Annotated in this window: 19 protein-coding genes; 3 read left to right on the forward strand and 16 right to left on the reverse strand. The window is 59.6% G+C overall.

The window, feature by feature from the left end; translation table 11 throughout:
* Positions 1 to 6: 6 nt before the first annotated feature.
* Positions 7 to 1,950 carry a methyl-accepting chemotaxis protein gene (locus HU729_RS08275; RefSeq protein WP_186709510.1) on the reverse strand — a complete coding sequence of 648 codons (1,944 nt, stop codon included), beginning with the start codon at positions 1,948 to 1,950 and terminating at the stop codon, positions 7 to 9.
* Between the two features lie 116 nt (positions 1,951 to 2,066).
* Positions 2,067 to 3,464: a PLP-dependent aminotransferase family protein gene (locus HU729_RS08280; RefSeq protein ID WP_186709511.1), complete on the reverse strand. Its 1,398-nt coding sequence runs from the start codon at positions 3,462 to 3,464 to the stop codon at positions 2,067 to 2,069.
* Positions 3,465 to 3,584: 120 nt separating this feature from the next.
* Between HU729_RS08280 and HU729_RS08285 the strand changes: the two genes are divergently transcribed.
* Entirely contained in the window at positions 3,585 to 4,760 is a 1,176-nt protein-coding gene (locus tag HU729_RS08285; RefSeq protein ID WP_186709512.1) for an MFS transporter, read from the forward strand.
* On the opposite strand, the gene HU729_RS08290 is transcribed toward HU729_RS08285, so the two are convergent.
* A complete protein-coding gene (locus HU729_RS08290; protein WP_186709513.1) occupies positions 4,711 to 5,472 on the reverse strand; it encodes an SDR family oxidoreductase in 762 nt (253 codons plus the stop codon). The genes HU729_RS08285 and HU729_RS08290 overlap by 50 nt on opposite strands.
* Before the next feature lie 229 nt (positions 5,473 to 5,701).
* Between HU729_RS08290 and HU729_RS08295 the strand changes: the two genes are divergently transcribed.
* The gene (locus tag HU729_RS08295; protein WP_186709514.1) at positions 5,702 to 6,703 is read left to right on the forward strand and encodes an NADP-dependent oxidoreductase; all 1,002 of its coding nucleotides are present in this window, start codon (positions 5,702 to 5,704) and stop codon (positions 6,701 to 6,703) included.
* 75 nt (positions 6,704 to 6,778) lie between these two features.
* Here HU729_RS08295 and pyrF read toward each other — a convergent pair whose 3' ends face one another.
* A complete protein-coding gene (pyrF, locus tag HU729_RS08300; RefSeq protein ID WP_186709515.1) occupies positions 6,779 to 7,480 on the reverse strand; it encodes an orotidine-5'-phosphate decarboxylase in 702 nt (233 codons plus the stop codon).
* Between the two features lie 180 nt (positions 7,481 to 7,660).
* Between pyrF and HU729_RS08305 the strand changes: the two genes are divergently transcribed.
* Complete coding sequence (locus HU729_RS08305) at positions 7,661 to 7,828, forward strand: DUF2897 family protein (protein WP_186666580.1); 168 nt, start codon at positions 7,661 to 7,663, stop codon at positions 7,826 to 7,828.
* Positions 7,829 to 7,884: 56 nt separating this feature from the next.
* Here HU729_RS08305 and HU729_RS08310 read toward each other — a convergent pair whose 3' ends face one another.
* The 12 genes from HU729_RS08310 to pseC all read right to left on the reverse strand — a co-directional run bounded on the left by HU729_RS08310 (position 7,885) and on the right by pseC (position 22,113).
* On the reverse strand, positions 7,885 to 8,232 hold the full coding sequence (locus HU729_RS08310; protein WP_186666582.1) for a ComEA family DNA-binding protein: 348 nt from the start codon (positions 8,230 to 8,232) through the stop codon (positions 7,885 to 7,887).
* Positions 8,233 to 8,358: 126 nt separating this feature from the next.
* A complete protein-coding gene (locus HU729_RS08315; RefSeq protein WP_186709518.1) occupies positions 8,359 to 10,425 on the reverse strand; it encodes an SGNH hydrolase domain-containing protein in 2,067 nt (688 codons plus the stop codon).
* A gap of 97 nt (positions 10,426 to 10,522) precedes the next feature.
* Positions 10,523 to 11,908, reverse strand: coding sequence for an undecaprenyl-phosphate glucose phosphotransferase (locus HU729_RS08320; RefSeq protein WP_186666586.1), 1,386 nt, complete (start codon positions 11,906 to 11,908; stop codon positions 10,523 to 10,525).
* A gap of 37 nt (positions 11,909 to 11,945) precedes the next feature.
* A complete protein-coding gene (locus HU729_RS08325) occupies positions 11,946 to 13,055 on the reverse strand; it encodes a DUF1972 domain-containing protein (protein ID WP_186666588.1) in 1,110 nt (369 codons plus the stop codon).
* Positions 13,056 to 13,076: 21 nt separating this feature from the next.
* Positions 13,077 to 13,982, reverse strand: coding sequence for an NAD-dependent epimerase/dehydratase family protein (locus HU729_RS08330; RefSeq protein ID WP_186666590.1), 906 nt, complete (start codon positions 13,980 to 13,982; stop codon positions 13,077 to 13,079).
* Positions 13,979 to 15,190, reverse strand: a complete 1,212-nt coding sequence (locus HU729_RS08335) for a glycosyltransferase (RefSeq protein ID WP_186709519.1) — start codon at positions 15,188 to 15,190, stop codon at positions 13,979 to 13,981. The genes HU729_RS08330 and HU729_RS08335 overlap by 4 nt, the downstream gene beginning before the upstream one ends.
* A 30-nt stretch (positions 15,191 to 15,220) precedes the next feature.
* Positions 15,221 to 16,474 (reverse strand): O-antigen ligase family protein, encoded by a 1,254-nt coding sequence (locus tag HU729_RS08340; RefSeq protein WP_186709521.1) that lies wholly within the window; start codon positions 16,472 to 16,474, stop codon positions 15,221 to 15,223.
* Positions 16,423 to 17,463, reverse strand: a complete 1,041-nt coding sequence (locus tag HU729_RS08345) for a polysialyltransferase family glycosyltransferase (protein WP_186666596.1) — start codon at positions 17,461 to 17,463, stop codon at positions 16,423 to 16,425. Before HU729_RS08345 ends, HU729_RS08340 begins: the two co-directional genes overlap by 52 nt.
* Positions 17,464 to 17,490: 27 nt before the next feature.
* Entirely contained in the window at positions 17,491 to 18,552 is a 1,062-nt protein-coding gene (pseI, locus tag HU729_RS08350; RefSeq protein WP_186666598.1) for a pseudaminic acid synthase, read from the reverse strand.
* 2 nt (positions 18,553 to 18,554) lie between these two features.
* Entirely contained in the window at positions 18,555 to 20,258 is a 1,704-nt protein-coding gene (pseG, locus tag HU729_RS08360; RefSeq protein WP_238348334.1) for a UDP-2,4-diacetamido-2,4,6-trideoxy-beta-L-altropyranose hydrolase, read from the reverse strand.
* Positions 20,258 to 20,956, reverse strand: coding sequence for a pseudaminic acid cytidylyltransferase (gene pseF, locus HU729_RS08365; RefSeq protein ID WP_186666600.1), 699 nt, complete (start codon positions 20,954 to 20,956; stop codon positions 20,258 to 20,260). The genes pseG and pseF overlap by 1 nt, the downstream gene beginning before the upstream one ends.
* Positions 20,953 to 22,113, reverse strand: a complete 1,161-nt coding sequence (pseC, locus tag HU729_RS08370; protein WP_186666602.1) for a UDP-4-amino-4,6-dideoxy-N-acetyl-beta-L-altrosamine transaminase — start codon at positions 22,111 to 22,113, stop codon at positions 20,953 to 20,955. The genes pseF and pseC overlap by 4 nt, the downstream gene beginning before the upstream one ends.
* Positions 22,114 to 22,115 lie beyond the last annotated feature (2 nt).

Genomic DNA, 22,115 nt, shown 5'->3' on the forward strand with positions numbered 1-22,115 from the left:
CCAGCCTCATCCCAAGCGGAAATGCCCCACCATCCCCTTCAACTCATCTCCCAACTGCGCCAGCTCCACACTCGACCGCGCATTGTCCTGCATCGCCAACGCCGCCTGATCCGCACTGCCGCGAATCTGTGTGACGCTGCGGCTGATCTCCTCGGCCACCGAGCTCTGCTGCTCCGCTGCCGCAGCGATCTGCTGGTTCATCTGCTGGATCAGCGACACCGCCGAGGCGATGCTGCCCAGGGCGCTTTCGGTATGCAGCGCATCGGCCACGGCCATGCGCACCAGCTCGGTACTGCCACGAATCTGCGCCACCGACTGCTGGGCATTGCCGCGCAGGCTGGCCACCAGGCGCTCGATCTCCTCGGTCGACTGCCGGGTACGCCGCGCCAAGGCCCGCACTTCATCAGCCACCACAGCAAAACCACGGCCCTGCTCACCGGCGCGCGCGGCCTCGATCGCCGCGTTGAGCGCCAGCAGGTTGGTCTGCTCGGCGACGCTCTTGATCACTTCCAGTACATCGCCGATGGTGTGGATCTCGGCACTCAGGCTGTCGATGCCGGCGCTGGCGGTTTCCGCAGCCTCGGCCAGCTGTTCGATGCGCTGCATGCTCTGGCGCACCACCTGCTGACCGGACTCGACCTTGTCGTCGGCATCCTGTGCCGCCTGCGCTGCCTCCTCGGCATTGCGCGCCACATCGTGCACGGTCGCGGTCATCTGCTGCATCGCGGTGGCGACCTGTTCGGTCTCCTCCTTCTGGCTGCCCACCTCGCGGTTGGTCTGCTCGGTCACCGCCGACAGCGCCTGGGCGTTGCCGGCCAATTGTTCGATGCCCTGCTGCAATCCGCTGACGATACCTGACAGCCCCGCGGCCATCTGCTGCATGGCCAGGGTGAGTTGCCCCACCTCATCGCGCCCCGCCACTTGCGCCTCGACCACCAGATCGCCGGCCGCGATGCGCTGGGCGCTGTCGATCACCCGTTTGAGCGGCCCCACCACGGCGCGCGTGATCAGCCAGGCGGCAACGATGCCCACCAGCAACGCCAGGGCCGTGGCGATGGCGATGGCCAGCGCGTTGTGCAGCAGCTCCTGGCGCATGGCTTCCTGCTGCGCCGCGTAGGCCTGGTCAACCCGGCTGGTGACCTGTTCGGCGCTGGCCTGCAACTGGGTCTTGGTGCCCTGCTCCTTGGCCAGTTCATCGGTGTATTCGTTGAGTTTGTCGGAGAAGGTGGCGATATGCCCGGCCACTTCACCCAGCACGCTCTGGTAACCGGAATCAGTGACGGAGGTCTTGAGCTGATCGACCAGATTCGCCGCCTCGACCGTCTGTGCGATGCGCCCGGCGGACACCGCCTCTTCCCCCTTGCGCCCCTGCTCCAGACGCACCCGCGCCTCGTCCATCGCCTGCAGCATCAGGCGCGAGACCTGGGCCACCTGCGCGGCCTGATCGAGAAACTCGCTGCCCTGCTGGCCCTGAGACTGCTTGAGGGTGTAGGCGCCATCGTCCGCCAGCCCGGCCTGCAGCACATCGAGATTGTTGGCGACGCTGGAAACCGACCAGTCAGCCGTATCCAGCGCCAGCTCCTTGGCCTGCACGGCCTCGACAAAGGCATCGAAGGCCTGGCCATAGGCATTGAGATCCGCCTCGCTCGCCGCCAGTGCCGGCAGGCCACGTACGCGCTCGAGCAACGTCTGCAAGCCCGCACGCAGCGCCTCGGCCTCCTTGATGTCGGAACGCAGGGCGAAGGCCTGCTCATGCTGGCGCAGGCGCAGCAGGTAGGTATTGACCTCGCCCATCTGGCGCAGCCCATCGAAGCGCTGGCCGACATTGTTCAGGGCGTACACTCCGATGGCCGCCACCGCCAGGGTCAACAGCAGCACCAGGGCGAAGCCCAGGCCGAGTTTACGTGCCATGCCCAGATTGGACAGACTACCGCGCTTGGTCGCCCCCATCGCCGCTCCCCCTTGCCCATTCAGGTGTTCCCGAATACCAAGAGTGACAACCGTGCCGGCCGGCTCACAAGGGCTTGACGTCAGAATGGTGTCAAATAGCTATGCCCCTGTCGTTTTCAGCTATCTGCAGGTCGCCCTGCATGTGAGAAGAAGGCCTGGGCGCGGATGTCCTGCCCGTACGCGACATTGATGCGCAGCCAGTCGCTGTCGGCTCCCAGATGATCGAAAGCGCTGCCCGGGGTCAGCAGCACCGAATGCTCCAGCGCCAGGCGATCGAGCCAGGCGAAATCCCGGCCCGGCACCCGCGCCCAGACGAACATGCCGCCATAGGGCTCGCAGAACACCTCCCACCCGAACGCTTCCAGTTGCCCCAGCAACTTGGCCATGTGCTGGGCCAGGCGCAGCCGCAAACGCTGCACGCTCTTGCGGTAGCTGCCGTTGGCTAGCATCTGCCCGACCACTTGCTCGACGAAGCGTGAAGTCCCGATGCCGGTCACCATCTTCAACTGTGCCAGTTGGCCGATCAACTCGGCGTCGGCGGCGATGTAACCGACTCGCAGGGCACTGCTCAGGGTCTTGGAAAAGCTGCCCAGGTAGATCACCCGCTGTTCGCTGTCCAGCGTCGCCAGCCGCGTGGCCGGGCCGTCCTGGAAGTCTGCGTAGATGTCATCCTCGACGATCCGCAGGTCATGCTCGCGTGCCAGCTCCAGCAAGCGATAGGCGGTCTTGGGGCTGAGGCTGGTGCCAGTCGGGTTCTGGTACAGACTGTTGACGAACAGGCAACGCGGGCGATGCTCGACCAGCAGCCGCTCGAGCGCCTGCACATCAGGGCCCGAAGGCGTGCGCGGCAACGGCAGCATGTGCACTTGATGCTGACGCAGCAGGGTGAACAGGTTGTAGTAGCCGGGGCTTTCGACCACCACCGTATCGCCGGGCTTGAGCAGGGTCCGCACCAGCAGGTCAAGGCCATGGCTGCCGCCTTGCGTGGTGAGAATGCGTTCAGGAGCGGTGGGGATATCCAGCTGCGACAGGCGCTTGTGCAACTGCTGGCGCAGGCTGGCCAACCCCAGCGGCGAGCAATAGCGGAACAGGTCTTCGGGGTCGCCACGGCTGACCAGACGTATCGCCCGGGCCAGGGCCTCACGCGCATTCCAGGCGGTGGGCAGCCAGCCACAACCGAGCTTGAGCATGGCATCGTGGCCGTCGCTGAACTGCCGCCAACTGCCATCGATGGCATCGCCCCAGGCCATGGCATCCTCCTGGGCCACCCCCGGCTTGCGCTCGGCGACGAAGAAGCCGGCACCATGGCGCGCCTCGAGCCAGCCAATGGCCGCCAGACGGTCATAAGCGTCGATCACACAGGATTGGCTGACGTCTAGAGTGCTGGCCAAGGTGCGAATCGACGGCAGCCGCGCACCGGGGCGCAGGCGCTGTGTCTCGATCCAGGCTTGCAGATGCTCGGTAAGTTGTTGCACCAGAGGTGTGCGGCTGAGGCGATCCAGAGGAATGTGCATGGTGAAGTGTTTGTTGTTTTCAAGGGAACAGTTAAGCATAAATCGCGTAAATGTGTGCCTTGTCGCTGCATCGTGATCACGCCAATGTGGCTGCACCACCCTCTTGCCTATGGACTCTCCATGCCCGCCCGCCTGGCCTTCGCCCTGTGCCTGATCACCCTCGCCGTGAATCTGCAGGCACCGCTCTACACCACCTACGCCGACCTGTCCGGATACGGCGCCGCTGCCACTGCCCTGGCATTCTCCAGCTATGTAGTGGGTGTGCTTCCTGTGCTGCTGGCCTTCGGTGGCTTGGCGGACCGGGTCGGCCGCCGCCCCCTGATCATGGCCGCATTGCTACTGTCGATGCTGGCCACAACCCTCGTCCTGCTCGCACCCGGCCTCGAAACCCTCGCCATGACCCGCCTGCTGATGGGCGTCGGTACGGCCTTGGCGACGACCACCGCGACCGCCTACATGGGAGAACTGCTGGGCGGCGCTGACAGTACCCGGGCTGCCAACTGGGTAACCGCCAGCACCTCGTTGGGCTTCGGGCTGGGTGCGGCACTGACCAGTCTGTTCCTGTTGCTTGGCCCGAGCCTGAGCCCGGGTAGCTTCTACCTGCAACTGCTGCTGGCCGCCGTCGCCCTATTGCTGGTGTGGCGCCTGCCTGACCGTCGTCCGACACAACACGGCGCCATGCTGCGCCTGCCCTGCTATCCACCCGGCAGCCTGCCTTTCGGCCTGGCGATCCTGCTGGCCTGGGCCTGCACCGGGCTGGTCATCGCGCTGCTGCCAGGCGTGCTCAGCCAGCACGATTTGGGCGAGTGGTCGGGCTTTTCCACCTTCTGCGTAATCAGTTGCGGCCTGCTGTTCCAGCCGCTGGCTCGGCGCCTGGCAAGCGTGCGCGCCACGCTGCTCGGCCTGGCGATCCTGCCACTGAGCTACGCCCTGTTGGCCTGGGGTGCCGAAAACGGCAGGCTGGCAGCGGTACTGGCAGGCGCAGTGGCCGCCAGCAGCGCCTGCTATGGCTTCATCTATCTTGGTGGGCTGGCGGCGGTAAACACTCTCGCAGGGAACCAGAAGACCCGCGCCAGCGCCGGTTTTTTCCTGCTCGCCTACCTGGGTTTCAGCCTGCCGGTGATCTTCACCGGCCTGCTCAGTGATCGCCTCGGCTCGCGCATGGCCCTGATGCTGTTCGGCGCAGCCCTGCTGCTGGGCTGCGTCGCGGTGGCGCTGGCGTTGCTGATCTCGGCACGCGTCTCGATCAGATGGCCGTGGCACCGCCATCCACGGTCAGGCTATGGCCGGTGGTGAACTCCGCCCCATCGCTGCACAGATAAAGCACTGCGCTGGCGATCTCCTCGACCTTGCCGATGCGCCCGACCGGGTGCATCGCTGCGGCGAACTCGGCCTTGCGCGGATCGGCCTCGTAGGCGCGGCGGAACATGTCGGTGTCGATCACTGCCGGGCACACCGCGTTGACCCGAATCCCCTTCTTCGCATACTCGATGGCCGCTGACTTGGTCAGGCCGATCACCGCGTGCTTGGACGCAGCATAGATGCTCATCTTGGGTGCTGCGCCCAGCCCGGCCACCGACGCGGTGTTGACGATCGCGCCACCGCCCTGGGCAAGCAGCAGCGGCAACTGGTATTTCATGCATAACCAGACGCCTTTGACGTTGACGCCCATGATCGCGTCGAACTCGGCCTCGCTACCCTCGGCCAGACGCCCCTTCTCGATCTCGATTCCGGCGTTGTTGTACGCGTAGTCCAGGCGGCCATAGACGTCGATGATCTTCTCGTGCAACTGGCGCACATCGCTGTCGCGGGTCACATCGCAGGTCACGAACAGCGCGTCACCACCGGCTTCGCGAATCAGTGCGACGGTTGCCTCGCCACCGGCCACGTCGAGGTCTGCCACCACCACCTTCAGCCCTTCGGCGGCGAACGCCTGGGCCGTGGCTCGGCCGATACCTGCCGCACCGCCGGTGACCAGGGCGACCTGGCCAGAAAAAGTCATGCTCATCACAGGCTCCTGCTTCACAGAGATCGAGTAGAGACTGAGTCTAGTCAGAGCACCACCCGGCTGGGCAGCATCATCAGAAGCACGGTTGGACTACCATCGTTTGCAGTGATTGTGCGCTGCCAGCCAGATCATCGAGGTGGATTACCGGGCATTCGCCAACCCGGTCAACCTTGCCTGGCCAGGCTCGACGGTCTATCAACAGGCTTTGCCATCTACAGGGAGAGATACCATGACCCAGACCAACCGCCGCTTCCTGCTCGCCAAACGCCCCGTCGGTGCCGTGCGCCGCGAAGATTTCGACTACCAGCAGGGCCCCGCCGCCGAACCTGCCGACGGCCAGATCCAGGTGCGCAACCTCTACCTGTCGCTGGACCCCGCCATGCGTGGCTGGATGAACGAAGGCAAGTCCTACATCCCGCCGGTGGGCCTGGGTGAGGTGATGCGCGCGCTGGGCGTCGGCGAAGTCGTCGCCTCCAAACATCCGGACTACAAGCCCGGCGACCATGTCAGCGGCGCCCTTGGCGTACAGGACTACTTCACCGGCACGCCCCTGGGCCTGCACAAGATCGACCCGCGCCTGGCACCCCTGCCCCGCTATTTGTCTGCGCTGGGCATGACCGGCATGACCGCCTACTTCGCCCTGCTCGACGTCGGCCAGCCCAAGGCCGGCGAAACCGTTGTCATTTCCGGCGCTGCCGGCGCGGTTGGCAGCATCGCCGGGCAGATTGCCAAGCTCAAGGGCTGCCACGTCGTGGGGATCGCCGGCGGCACGCAGAAATGCCAGTACCTCAAGGACGAACTGGGCTTCGATGGTGTCATCGACTACAAGGCCGAAGACGTGCTCGCCGGCCTCAAGCGCGAATGCCCCAAAGGCGTGGATGTGTATTTCGACAACGTCGGTGGCGACATCCTCGACGCGGTGTTGAGCCGCCTGAATTTCAAGGCCCGGGTGGTGATCTGCGGCGCCATCAGCCAGTACAACAACAAGGAGGCGGTGAAAGGACCAGCCAACTACCTGTCGCTGCTGGTGAACCGCGCGCGCATGGAAGGCTTCGTGGTGATGGACCACGTCAAGGAGTACGGCAAGGCTGCGCAGGAAATGGCTGGCTGGCTGGCCAGTGGCAAGGTCAAGAGCAAGGAGGATGTTGTGGACGGGCTGGAAACCTTCCCGGAAACGCTGCTCAAGCTGTTCAGCGGGGAAAACTTCGGCAAGCTGGTGCTGAAAGTCTAAAACGGATTCAGCTAGCCGCTCCGTGCGGGAGCGGCCTTGTACCGCGATGGGCTGCATAGCAGCCCCTGGATCGAATCAACCGCGAATCTCGGCCACCACCGACGCCAGCGCCTTTGCCGGATCCGCCGCTTGGCTGATCGGGCGGCCGATTACCAGGTAGTCGGAGCCAGCATCCAGCGCCTGGCGCGGCGTAAGGATACGGCGCTGGTCATCCTGGGCGCTGCCCGCCGGCCGAATGCCCGGAGTCACCAATTGCAGCGCCGGATGCGCAGCTTTCAATGCCGGCGCTTCCAGCGCCGAGCACACCAGGCCATCCATACCGGCCTTCTGCGCCAACGCCGCCAGACGCAACACCTGCTCCTGTGGATCGATATCCAAGCCTATACCTGCCAGGTCCTCGCGCTCCATGCTGGTCAGCACGGTGACGCCGATCAGCAGCGGCTGCGGCCCGCTGCGCTTGGCCAACTCTTCACGGCAGGCCGACATCATGCGCAGGCCACCGGAGCAGTGCACGTTGACCATCCACACGCCCATCTCCGCGGCAGCCTTGACCGCCATTGCCGTGGTGTTGGGGATGTCATGGAATTTCAGGTCGAGGAACACCTCGAAGCCCTTGGTGCAGAGGGTCTCGACAATGCCCGAGGCGCTGCTGGTGAACAGCTCCTTGCCGACCTTGACCCGGCACAGCGCCGGATCGAGCTGGTCAGCCAGCTTCAGGGCGGCCTCACGGGTAGGGAAATCGAGGGCGACGATCAGGGGCGTCTGGCAGGCGGACATGGTCAGGTCTCTTGGCAAGTCGTAAACGGCGCGCATTGTAAACGAAGTGGGGCACGGTTTGGGGGCCGCAGATCCACTGGGTGGGCAGGCGATGGCCGAAGGCTATAATTGAACGGACAGACTGGGTTGTCGGTCGAATGAAATGACACGCGGCACATTAACGATCACAGGAGAACGACAATGCCCTGGTATGCCTGGCTGATACTCATCATAGCCCTCGGCTCGATCGTCGGTGGGTTGATGATGTTGCGCGATACGGCGAAGAAACTGCCCTTGACCGAGGAGCAGTTGAGGAAGGTTCATGAGAGGAATGCGGAGATGGACGCCAAGGAAGCGCAGGATAAATAGCAGGTCGAAGGAGTTACAGCCGACCAGCGCGAAGCCGGCCGGCCACTCCAGCAACTTTATTCCACTTTCAGCTTGTCGCGATTACGCTCCAGCAAGGAGCTTCCAATACCCTTGACCTCAAGCAGTTCATCTACCGAGGTGAACGGCCCATTGGCCTCTCGGTAGGCAACGATGGCTTCGGCCTTGGCCTGGCCGATCCCCGACAGGCCCTGTTGCAGCGCCGAAGCTTGGGCTGTGTTGAGATCCAGCGCTTGTGATGCGACGTCGCCCGACGATACCTGGGCAGCATTGGAGGGTGACAATGACGCTGTAGAGCTACCTGCATTGCCTGGTGCAGCAGAGATCGAGAAAGACATGCAGGCGAAGAGTGGTAGCAGCAGATAGGACAGGACCGTGTTACGCATCGATAGACTCCTTGGGTTCGATTTCAAAGGCAGCATTTCCTTGGCTGCCTTTGAAACCTAGCGCGAAACCCACGAGAATCAACCGGAACGATCCAGGGCATTTATTTCCAGATTGTGCAGCAATCGCTAACCTCCCTGCCCGAATAACTGGTCGGCCAGTTGGGAGATGACATAGATCGCGCCCTCGCGACTGATGTGAGTGGCATCGACCATCGTCAGGGTGCTGGTATCTGTACCAACGCGAACCATGCATGCCTCTCCCTTGCACAACCGTTGATACAGCGACAGGTAGGAGGCTCCCATCCTGGGCACCTCCTGCTCCAGGAACTGATCCCAAGGTGCGATACGCCGGTCGACCTGGGAATCGCTGTAGCGTGGAATCATCCTGAAGTTTTCCCCCCAATAATCGAGCACGACCTTCACCAGCGGCTTGTCCCAAGCTGGCGCTGGGCCAAGCACAATCACCCGTGACTTGGCGGATACCTCGTGGATCGCGGCGATCGTGCGAGCCAGACTTGCCACCGCTTCGTCCCTGCGAGCTATCGCATTGGCGCCAAAGATGTACCAGTGCAGTATCACCACATCGGGTTGCAGGCGCTGTATCAACTGCAACTTGTAACGGTTGACCGGTGCCAGGCTCCTACCATCGATCGTTCGCCCTTTACTCGGCAACAAAGGTGGCGCATCCCCGTCCGTCGCCTGCACGATTCCGTAGTTGGCTGCCCTGCTATCGCGCAATGCAACAAGGCCTGGATAGAGCGCAGCCGCCAGAGAGTCGCCCCAGATCACCATGGTCTTATCCCGAACATCCAGACAATTGCGCTCGAAGGTCTCCTGATTCACGGAGTGGCATATACCGTTACGTACGCCTGCGGCAAAATCGAAGTGCCGATAGACATCCTGCACAGCACGCAAGCGCGTGATGTCATCGTTGCTGGCAAAGGCGAGATCACGGTTTTGCAACAGCAAGGTAGCGAACATCAGCAGTGTGAGCGCTAAAGGTACTGGATGCCCTGTCGGGAGCGCTTCATCGAGCTGTTCAGGCCGACGCCCGCAGGAACGCACAGACAACAGAATCGCAACGGGCAACCAGAAGACCACCCAGTAGTCGCCCGGACGCGTGAACAGACGCTCGACATCCGTAAGCATGGCAATGAGCGCAAAGACCAGCACTGGGAGTGCCGAACGATAAAGAGGATCTGCGAGATAACGCCGATAGTGGCGAAACAGTCCACAGATGCCCGTCAGTAAAAGCAGCAGCGAAACCAGGCCACTGTCGTAGACCTGTTGTAGATACAAGCTGTGGGCATGCGGGGAAACCGCTTCTTCATGCGCCCATATAAACGTGAACGGCGTGCCCAGACCATGCCCAAACAACCAATGATCAGGCATTACGGAAAAGAAGTACTCCCAGATCGGACTACGGCCCGACAGTTTGCGCTCGGTCAGCTCAAACCACAGCTCATGACGCAGAGCGACCAAGGCGATCAGAAGGATCAGCGCTGCGCATCCCAGGAGGTACATGCCTCGCCGGGAGCGGTTCAGCAACACGGACATGAGCGCAGCAACTGCAAGCGCCCCCCAGGCGCCACGAGTGTAGGTGCAAATCACATACGCCGACAGAATGGCAAACACGGCCAACCAGAAAAGTACCTGGTACCACCGAGCACGCCGCTCAAGCGCGAAGTTCAAGGCCAGCACTGCCAATGCACCGTGGAAAATACCCGCCACCACCGGCCAGCCATAGTCTGCGTATTCGCGCAGACCTAACCTGAAGATGCGAAATTCACGATAGGCAAGCGAGTTGTTCAGATACAAGTACTGGTACAACAGGCTCATGAGCGCCCCCAGCGCGACCACACCCACACTGAGTTTCAGCACGTTGATAAAAAGTTGCCGATCGGTACGGACGAACAGGTCCACGGCCAACAGGAAAAGGCCGATGAACAACCCGCGTTTTGCCAAGGTAGCCGGATCGTCGCTCGTATTTACGCTCCAGAGCGTACTCAACGCCACCCACCCCAAATAAAGCAACCAAGGTAGATAAGGCCCGACAAGGTGCAAGCGGATTCGCCCCGCGATGCACCGCGCCATGAACACGAGGAGTGCAGGCAACAACAGGAAGATGTAGACCTGGGTATTTCGCCCGCTACCAGACTCTATCCAGACCTTGCCACTGATCAGAACGAACATGCCCAAGGCCAATGACCAAAGCAATCCACGCTGCCACACGCTTGACGAGGTACCCAACTTCACACTCACGCTCTCAAACCGACCAAGGTCAGGATTTTCAATAGGCATTCTTGTTGATGAACCCTTTGAACAGGGTCAGCAGAATAATTTTTGTATCGAGCCAGACAGTCCAGTTGTCGATGTACCAAAGGTCGTGCTCGACACGCTTTTCCATCTTTTCCAGGGTATCGGTTTCGCCGCGATAACCGCGTACCTGTGCCCATCCGGTAATGCCCGGCTTGACCTTGTGCCGTTGCATGTAGGACTCGACCAGATCTTTGTAGTACTCGTTATGCGCAAGTGCATGGGGTCGCGGACCGACGATAGACATGCGCCCCTGCAGGACATTGAAAAACTGCGGTAATTCATCCAGGCTCGTGCGTCGCAGAAACGCACCGATCGGCGTGATGCGACCATCACCCCTGAAGGCCTGGGTGACTTCGCCCTCCTGCTCCTCGTGCATCACCATCGAACGGAACTTGTAGACTTTGAAGCGCGTGCCATTGATACCGGTCCGGTATTGCTTGAACACGATGGGGCCCGGCGACGTCAACTTGATCGTGATGGCGATGAACAGGCAAAGCGGCAGGATCGAGACACTTATGATAGTGCCGATAATCAGGTCCTCCAGACGTTTGACGATGCGAGCGACCCCATCCATCGGCGAGTAACTGAGGTCAAGGGAATACATCCCGGCAATATGGCTGACCCGGTGATTCAGCAGCTTGACATCCCCCCACTCCGGCAAGAACCGGATGGCGACGGTATGGTGTCGCAACGCATAAAGAATGGGCTCTACCCGCTCACCCTGGGCAAGCGGCAGGCACAACCACACCTCATGCACCGCATGCCGATCGACTGCTTCGACCAGTGCAGCCATCCAGTACTCCTTGTCGTCCAGAGGCATGCAGACGGCAATCCTGAAACCGTTGCCATCCAAGTTCGTCCCAACTGGTAGACGCGCTCCAAGATAGCCACCACCGTCCACGACCAGTACTGATTTCAGGTTCATTCCAGACACCCTGAGCTGGCGAAGGCTCAGGTATGCCGCTGCTCGGACCAACAGGCTCAACAACCCACCACTGACGAGCGTCACTGCAAACCAGATACGCGAAAAGTTGTCCGACTCCTTGAGAAAGAATGTGAGCGCAAACAGTATTCCGGCCGCAGCGCACCAGCAGATGCCCAGCACACCAAACTGGCGCCAGATCGAATAGCCCCGCTGGGTTCCGTAACTGCCTCCCATCGCCAGGCATAGAACGACCACGATCGCGGTGATAAGCGTTGCGCTGCTATAACGCCCTGTCATCTCTATCTCATCGAAGCGATAGAGATGTGCCAGGAAAGAAGCTGATACCACAATAACCATATCCACCAGCGCCACCAGCAAGGGAATGGGATAGCGCTCGGAAAATGTTGCGTTGTACGGTGAGGTGACGTGCATGTCGTTTACCAGTCCTGAAACGGCTTGAGCCGATACATCAAACGTTTTCGTAAGCCTTGGTGAGAAGCGCTTCGTATTCAGAAAAAATCCGCGGCCAGGTGAATTGCTGCTCGAATCGCTCCTGGCTGCATGTTTTCATCGGCTGCAGGATCGAGTCATCTGTCAGAATCTGGTCGAACAGCTGCGCGCACTGGCGTTCGTCTGCGAAATAGCGGGCAGCCGCCCCTGCAACCCATTGGTTGAACGGGTTGTCATGAGCAATGACCGCACATCCCGCCCCCAACGCCTCGACAAGCGAGGGATTGGTACCACCAACCTGATGCCCATGAATGTAGAAACGACTATAGAAACGCAGGGCATTGATCTTGCGACTGTCGTAGATAGCGCCAGGGAATATCACCTCGTTACTGGCTGCCGCGACGATTGCCCGGTGGTAGGCATTGCGATCCACATCGAACTTGCCGAGAACGACCAACGTGTGTTGTCGCGGTCGCAGGCTGAAGGCTCGAACAATTTCAAGGAAGGAGTTCTCGGGCTCGGGCCTGGCGATTACTACGGAAAAAGCCTGTGGCGCCAGCGAGAAAGCCTCCAACGCAGAAGCATCGGCATCCAGCACCTGTTCTGCGCCGTAGGGGATCATGGAAATCTTTGCCGCACTCACGCGCGTCGCCAGATGCGCCCTTATGCGCGGATGATCCGCAACCAGATAATTACCGGTAAGACAACCGATACGCTCGTTGATCCAGAACCAGGTCTTGGCGATTCGCCCCCATTTTTTACGCTTCCATTCAATGCCATCCATATTGATGACATTGACTTGACCTTTGAGTCTCTGCAGGACGTTGAAGAGGGCGGTGTTGTAGCCCAACGTCAAAAACAGCCCGGTCGACTTGAGGGCAAGACACGTCGCCCTCCAGTCAAACACGATCGTCCCCAGTGCACCTGTTTGTTTGACTGGAATATGCACCAGGCGAATACCGTTCCAGGCACTTTCAGTAACAGCCCCTTCGCCCTCTTCCTGGCAATAAACCACCACATCCCATTCCTTGCTTACCAAGTACAGGGACAATTTCTCAGCAAAGGTCTCGAACCCACCGTGTCCGGCAGGAATGCCCCGGATACCCAAAATCGACAACTGGCGACGCATGAAAACTCCCCACAAAAACTTTCAGTATTGGGTCTTGAGCCATGCGTATTGCATGGCAATGCCGCGTTCAAGTGATATGACAGGCTTCCAGTCGAAAGCCTCACCTGCTGCTGTACAATCCAACACGATCTCCCGCACATCAAAACCTCGTGCAGGCAGACGATGGACAGGGACAGACCGACCGGTAATGTTCTGAACGGCGTCGATCACTTGATTGATACTGTGCCCACAACCTGAACCGGCATTGAATACTCCATCCACCTGCGCCTCGACGGCGCGAACGACCAGACGTGCAAGGTCGGTGACATAGACATAGTCCCGAACGACCGAGCCATCACCGAATATCTGGGTGGTCTTCTGCTCCAAAAGATTACCCAGCACCGTAGAAATAAACCCCTGCCCCTTGGAGATATCCTGAAGCACACCAAATGGATTGGAGGGACGCAAAATGACCGCCTGCAATCCCCAGGCGGCGCGAGCCACACCAATAAATTTCTCGATGGCCACCTTGACGGCACCATAGTTTGAAATCGGATCCAGCGCGTGCTGCTCCGTAACCGGTGTGTACTGCGGATTGCCGTAGACCGTTCCGCCCGAAGATAGAAATACCAACTTGCGCGTGCCGCTGCGCTGCATGGCCTGAAGCAAGGTTACTGTCGCGATCAGGTTCTGATTGATATCCGCCATGGGGTCCAGTGCACTGCTGGACGGCACGGTGGCACTGATCGAATGCACCACCGCATCGATACCTTCAAGGGCTGCGGATAATGCAACGGCATCATTAAAGTCGGCCTCGATCCAACGCGTTCCGGGTACGCGCCCGTTCGAACGCCTGGCGTATGTCACCACTTCATGTCCTGCTTCGAGCAACGCTCTCGAGGCATTGGCACCGATGAAGCCATGCCCTCCCAATACCAGAACTCTCATGACAGGACTTCGTTGTAGTGTCGCATCAACGTCTCGTAGAAAACCTGATCGGAAAACTCAGACTCGACATACTCTCGAGCATTGATGCCCAGGCGTGTGCAGAGCGGCGCATCGTTCCAAAGTTGTTTCATGCAGGCAGCCAGGGCATGGGGATCATCGGGCTCGAACAGCAAGCCGCGCTCGGCGCTGATCAATTCAGGAATGCCCCCGCGCAGCGAACCTATGACCGGCTTCCCGGCGGCAAATGCCTGGAAGATCACATAGGGGAAGTTCTCGTGCCAAAGAGAGGGCACCAGAATGAAACGCGCGCCTTCGAGGACAGGTTTAAGCGCATCTCCCCACAGCGGTCCCAAAAATTCGACATGGGTAAGATGCTTTTGCTCACACAGTGCCTTCAAATGCGCAAGGTCAGGTCCATCGCCCACGATCTTTACAGGAATCGATAGCTTCTCTACAGCCTCGATGATCCGGTCGACGCCTTTCTCTTCAATGACCCGGCCAAAGTAAAGCGCATAGTCCCCGGTATAAACGGGCTGAAACGCCCCGACATCGAAGGGGTTTTTCAGGATGCCTGCGCGAAAGGCTTTGCCCGGCCAAAATTCACGCGTCTTTTCCAACATGAACACGCTGGAAAACAGATACTTATCCACAAGCCTGTCATAGACTTTCGAAATGCGGTGAATATAAGCCTCCAACGCCGAAGCGACACTGAAGATCAGCGAGTTCTTGCTACAGCGCTTGAGCGCGGCATTATAAAACCGCCCCCCCTTGCACGACTCGCAGAGCGCCTTGCCATCATGTAACTTATAATTCGGACAGATGTGCTTGTAATCATTACACGACATGATCACCGGAATACCCCGTTCCTTGGCGGCCTCAAGAATGGCTGGCGTCAGGTGCACATGAATCGCAAAAGCATGAATCAGGTCCGGCTTGAAGGCGTCGATCGCCGCCAGCATGGCCTTGCGGTTATGCACCGAATAAAAGATATCCTTGGCGGCCGCCAATCGGGTCATCAGGCGACCTGACAGATATTGTGGTTCGGGCACCACGAACAGAGGATCATTGCCCTGAAGATTCTCGTCACTTTCCGTGCTAAAAAAAGCCACCTCATGCCCATGACGCTTCAGGCAGTTAGCCACTTCAAAATAAAAAACTTCCGCGCCACCCTTGAGGCTATGGTACTTGTGCGCCAACAACACTTTCATTTCACAACCTCACTCACCCCGTCGTCACGCTCACACCGCACGCAGAGAAAGCCTGCACTCGCGATCCGCCTTGACTACGGAAATACAACCTACCAGGAAAAATATGATTGCAGTGTCCACGGTTCCAGGCTGGGCAAATGATCCTTCGGTGATCGCCCGCGCCAGAAACATGGTCATGATCGAGAACATCAACCTGACACTCAGCCGGCTTTCATGCTCATCGTAGGTATTGAGTCGTCGGCACAACACTGCAAACGACAACACCACGGCGCTCATCAACATGACCGCCCCCAGCAGACCGGTATTGACGATGGCTTCGATCAGCGCGTTATGTGCCTGCGCAAACGCCTCGGTACCAAACACTTGAAACCCGGCGGCCTGTGAAACATTGATCGAAGCGTTGTAACCCGCACCAAGAATGAAACGCCAACCGGTAAGGCTGTGCAGGATTTCCTCCCAGATCAGGGTCCGACCCGACAAGTTGGAAAGCGAGTTCTTGCTCTCCAGATAGTCATAGACCTGGTCTTCGACGAGCAGGAACACCATCAGCAGCGCAATTGAACTCAACACGCCCAACATCATCGTCAGCAAAACCGACTTGAGGCTGCCAAATGAGACGCGCGGCAGGATCAGCGCCACCATGCACACCAAAATGATCGTCTTGCTGAACGTCAGCAGCACCACGGTACTGAACAGCCCGACGAGGATGAAGTACAGCCAGGAAGCGATCCCGCTTGCCGTGCCAGCGCCCAGGTGCCATGCGCAGAACAAACCCAGTGCACAGATGAAGGAAATGGTGTTCGGGCCGATCTGGGCCAGACCTTCGCTGCGCGAGGATAGAACAGCCAGATCCATCCTGAGAGTGATGAACAGGATCAGGATGCTCGCCGCCAAAACGACACCCAACGCGAATGCGTTGAGGGCGGGTATGAAATTGATCCGCGGTGGAATGAAAGGCCAGGCAAGCAATGGCAGCACCGCATAGGCGATTCCGGTGGCCTTGCCTTCTGACCAGGGCAGGAAGCAGCACACCAACGTCCATCCGCTATACAGCAGCATCAGGACGAACAGCGTAGAAAGCGGAAACACGACGAACTCATTACGCAAGAACTGCAGCGCAGATAACCCGGCCAGCAGCCCGATCCAAAGCATCATCACGGCGAAATAGTTGTCCGGAGCGATCAGCCAGAACACATACTTCGACAGCAGTACCGTCCAGAAGAGTGTCTGTATCACCTTGGTACCACGCCTGGCAGATGCGAGCCCTCGGTAGCCGAGCGCCAAGCGGTCAACCCCAGGCTGTCATAGAAACTCAGCCACTGCCCGCCTTCATCCCGCGCCGAGAACTCGTAGTACCTGACGCGGGCCCGAGGGTACAGCGCAGCGATGATATGCAATGCAGAACTTCGAAAGCCTATGACCGTTGGACAGTTTTCCGTGAGTGCATACAACATTTCGGCAGGCATGCTACTCGGTGCAATGCTCGCGTTTACCGCGTCGACTGCAGACAGCAGATGCCCCATGTTCTCCTCACTTTCCCGAGGATGGAACTTGATGACAAGCGGCACACCGTCGGCATTCATGGCCATGACGAAGCGCCGGGCATGCTCGATGCCGACCGAAGCGATGAGTGGCACCAGGCACAGCGAGGCACCTTGTGCAAACTCGAATGCCAGGTCCTGTAGCGCATCGGGCAAATCATCACGGACAATGGGTACAAGCGAAGTCAGTGTCCGGCCCACAGCGACATCGTTCCGCAGCCTGTGAGGGAATGATGCGTGCACATGCCCGATGCGCGCACTGGTCCCTATCCGCTCACCCGGCGCCCACCACAAACCAAACAGCAGCTTACCCAGCCATCGGTTCAAGCGTCCCGAGGGAATCACTCCACCCAATGCATAGGTCGCGACGCCATCCTCTCCAAGCGCAATACGGCCGTTACGGCGTGCAACGACGTCCATCAGGTACTGGCCTTCAGGGGTGGTGTCATTGAAGATCAGCAGCTCATCAGCACCCGCGATCCGTGGGTCTCGCTTCAACTGCCGTACGTTGCGGTACTTCTGCAGGAAACGCGCGTGTTTGGAAGAATGATTGCGGTTGCCAGGCAAGCGGATGAGCGAAGCACGATGCAGCGCCTGAATGGCCGTCACGAGACGCTCATTCACATCGGACTCTTCCACGAACACAAGGATGGTTTGCGCATCAGAGGGTGGGAGCAGCGTCAGGCACAGAAAAAAATGCAAGGGGGTCTGGCAGACAACTATCCGTATCATTTGCAAACTCTCGAGCAGCGAAGTGCATCAACGCTCATAACCGACCAACATCTCTGCCGACACCGGCGTATTGGCCTGGACATGCGCTGCCACTGTTCGCCCTACCACCTTGTCCCATTCTTTGGGTGCAAGGCCGTAACCTGGGCGCACACTGCGAATATCCTGAGCGGTGACGACCTGGCCAGGTTGCAGGTTGTTGACGAAGTACAACGAACGGCGGAACTTCACATTCCCCTGCTCGCTTGACTGGCGCCCGTAATTCACAGCCCCAAGCGCGGACCAGGCGGTCTTGCTATCCCGGCAAAGCGCTTCGAGTTCAGACGGCTCGAGCGAGAAGCTGTCGTCTGGCCCGCCACCACGTCTATCGAGCGTGAAGTGCTTCTCGATGATCGAGGCTCCCAAGGCCACAGAGACGATGGCGGTGGTGTTATCCAGCGTGTGATCCGAGAGCCCGGTGACCAGCCCGAAGCGCTGGCTGATGTCCGCCATCGTTCTGAGGTTGTACTCGCAGGCCGGTGCAGGGTAACCGCTGACACAATGCAGAATGGCCAATTCCTTGCACCCTGCCTCCCGGGCCGCCGTGATCGCTTCCTGAATTTCGTCTCCGTCAGCCATGCCCGTCGAAATGATCATCGGTTTGCCAGTAGCAGCCACATACCGAATCAACGGCAGGTCGACCGCCTCGAAGGAGGCGATCTTGTAGGCAGGGGCATTGAGGCCTTCAAGCAGGTCGACCGCGCTGTTATCGAACGGGGAACTGAAGATCGTGATGCCCAGTTTGCGCGCATGCTCAAACAACGGCGCATGCCATGCCCAGGGAAGATGGGCCTCCTGATAAAGGTCATACAGGCGTCGGCCATCCCAGAGCCCGCCCTGAATACGGAATGCCTCATCATCGCTGTCGAGCGTGATGGTATCGGCCGTATAGGTCTGCAACTTCACCGCATCGGCACCAGCGCGCTTCGCTGCCTCGATGATTTTCAAGGCAGTTTCGAGCTTGCCATTATGGTTGGCTGAGAGCTCGGCAATGATGTAGGGCGCATGACTGGCACCGATGGGGCGGCCAGCAATCGAAATGGTCGGACTCAACTTCAACCTCGAGTGATCTTGTTCATTTTTTCCAGCATCGAAGGGCGGTGTGACGCCCACTCTTCACGCAGCAAGCCCAGACACACGATATCGACCCACTCGTCATTCACCCGGTGCTGCTGCCTGAGGACACCCTCGACGGTGAATGCAAACTTCTGGTGCAGCCGAACGACGCCACTGTTGAACGCCAGGACTTCACAGCTCAGCTTGTGCAACCGGCGTACATCGAATGCGTGCTCCAACGCCAGGAACTCCATGCGTGAACCGGTCCCCTTTGGCGCCTCGGGGTCGGCGTAAAATGCCCAACTGGCGGTCGAGTTGCTGTCGTCGATATCGGTGAAACCGACAATTCCGCACGGCACGCCATTGAACTCGTACATCAAGTACTGCTGGTCTGCGCGCAATCGCGCGCGCTGCCACCAGGCCAGGTGTTCCTCCAGGGAAATCACATGGCGGGTGTACATGTTGCTGCGCACGCTTGGAGCGTTACGCCAGGCGAGCATCAGTTCGAGCTCGTCGTCCTGAATACTTCGCAGAGTGCCTAATGCCCGCATTTGCCTATTCCCACTCAGTTCCCGAATAGTCAGAACCACACGCTGTACACCGTCGCCGTCGACGATCTCACGCGCCCTTGAACTCATGCCCGGAAGAAAGTCCGGCTCCTTCGAAGCCCGTGCAAGCAAGGCACTGAGTTGGTCGGGCAATGTTTCATCCAGCACCAGCATCTGTACCGCGCCGGACTGTGCGATCTGTTGCGCAGAGAACATCTGGTTGTCGGCCACGACCAACATGAAACTGGGCAGCCCCAGGCAGCATCTTTCCCATGTGGTAGAGCCGGCCGCGCCAATGGCGAGGTCTGCCTCGACCATCAGTTGCGCCATGTCCTGCACATTGACCTTGACGTCGGTCTGCACCGGCATGTTCGAGGCAAGTCGCCTGACATCCTCCAACCACGGCGCACTCGCGCCCATGACCACAGTGATGCGAGAGATATCGTACCGCTCGATCTGGGCAAGGGCTCCAAGCAGGGCTCCCGTCGCATTCGCTTTATCCACCCCCCCCAGGCTGATCAATACATGCTCGAGGGCTGGACTCTGGCGACGCTTCAAGCTGACGGGCCTGAACTGCTGGAAATCGGGACGCAGCACGGCGTAGGAAGCACCACACAGGCTCATGCAGTGCTCAGGCACACGCTTCTGGTAATCAGCGACATCGCGACCGAAAGTCTGATCCAGAAGCACGTCGCAATCGTGATCACGATTGGCGAGGTCATCGAACACCAACAGATGTCGCGCCGAGGCACGCAGAACCTTCTCCCAGGCGATATCCAGGCCATAGTGATCCACAATCAGCCAATCCACAGGGACATCGCCCAACAGCTCGACACAGGCGCGGGCGTCCTGCGCCTGTGACGCACCAAGCCAGCGCGAGTACTGATCGTTCTGCCCCTGCTGCTGTGCCTCGCTAACCTGCATGACGGGAAGTTCGTGCACACGGTAGCCCCTGGCGGCGATCAGCCGGCTCTGGTGACCAGGATGCATCCGACAGATGAACTCGCAATGCGCCCCGCGCAAGACCAACGCGTCGGCCAGCGTCAGACAGCGCATCACATGACCGATACCGATATCCGTGGATGCATCGACACGGAACACCATGCGCTTATTGGCAAGGTCCACGGCTGGGAGCACCGATGACACAGTCTTCATCAGGAGGTCTTCCGCCACATCTCGCGCATCATCCACTCGGCACGCTCCCAGTCCTCGGGCGTATCGATGTCCTGCACCCTGTACGAAGGAAGGACGACGGGAACCGAGGCCGAGCCGAAGACCGGCAGTCCTTCCAACCAGGCCCGAACAGTCCCCCAATAGAACTGGCCCGCGTCATGGAGGACTTCGGGTAGGTCTTGCGAACGGGTATTGAAGTGATCCGGATACATCATCTCCAAACGCCCCTCCGCGTTAAGCTGCAGCGCCCGCTGTATCGGATAGGGGTAACGGGCAACCGAAAAGGAGAAGTCCACCTCGTCCTGCATGACGTTGCTCAGCCCAATACGCAAATCTTCTGCCCGTACAAACGGAGCCGTTGCATATAGGCAGCACACCAGCGCTGTCGCGGCATCGGCATCGGGCAGAAACGCGTTGATGGCGTGCTGGATTACCGGAACCGTGCCGCAATAATCGTCAGCAAGCTCGGCAGGACGCATGAAAGGCACCTGGGCGCCATACTCCTGAGCAACCTCGGCGACCTGAGCATCATCGGTGGAAACGATCACGTGATCGAAACAGCCACTGTGCAACGCAGTCTCGATGGACCAGGCAATCATCGGCTTGCCGCCAAACAGCTTGATGTTCTTGTGCGGTATCCGCTTGCTACCGCCACGCGCAGGAATGATGGCGACTTTCATGGGCGAATCGCTTCGATCAGCGCCGCAATCACCTCATCCTGCTGCACTTCGGTCATGGTCTGGAACATCGGCAGGCTTATTGCCTCCCGGTAATAGGCCATGGCCTGCGGGTAATCGCTCGCCACAAACCCCATCTGCACGTAGTAAGGCTGGGTGTGGACAGGAATGTAGTGAAGGTTCACCCCGATACCCTGTTCGCGCAGGGACTCGAATACCGAGCGGTGGGATCTGCCGATCTTTTCCTCCTGCACGCGAATAACGTAAAGGTGCAATCCGGAATAGCTGTCAGCGTGTTGCCAGGGAGTAGTGACCGACAGAGAAGCCAGGTGTTCGTCGTAACGTGAAGCCAATTGGTGACGGCGAGCGACGTAGTCGTCCAGACGTGCCAGCTGGCTGATGCCCAGGGCCGCCTGAAGCTCGGTCATACGGTAGTTGAAGCCCAGATCGATCTGCTGGTAGTACCAGGGGCCGTGACTGTCGCCGACCATCTGCTGTGGGTCCCGGGTGATCCCGTGACTGCGCAATAACGCCATCCGAGCAGCCAGATCATCGTCGTTGGTCACAGCCATCCCGCCCTCGGCGGTAGTGATGATCTTTACCGGGTGGAAACTGAACACCGTGATATCGCTATACGCGCCGCTCCCGATAGAAGCACCCTGGTATCTGCCACCTACCGCGTGGGAGGCATCCTCGATGATCTTGAAACCGTAACGCCGACCCAGCGCATGAATGGCCACCATCTCGCACGGCTGCCCGCACAGGTGCACTGCCACCACGATCTTCGGCAAGCGCCCCTCACGCTCTGCCACTTCCAGCTTGGCTGCCAAAGCCGTCGCACAGAGGTTGTAGGTTCGAGGATCGATGTCTACGAAATCGACAGTAGCGCCACAGTACAAACCGCAGTTGGCCGACGCGACGAAGGTTATCGGCGTTGTCCACAGATAATCGCCTGGCCCCAGCCCCAAGGCCAGGCAGGCAATATGCAGAGCCGACGTCGCACTATTGACCGCCAGCGCATGGCGCGCACCCACCTGCTCGGCCACCAACTGCTCGAAACGCGGGACCATGGGTCCTTGAGTCAGGAAATCAGACTGCAGCACCGATATAACTGCATCGACATCAGCCTGGGTGATGTCCTGCCGGCCGTACGGGATCATCT

The organism is Pseudomonas sp. RW10S2 (assembly GCF_014268985.1).
GTDB lineage: Bacteria > Pseudomonadota > Gammaproteobacteria > Pseudomonadales > Pseudomonadaceae > Aquipseudomonas > Aquipseudomonas wayambapalatensis.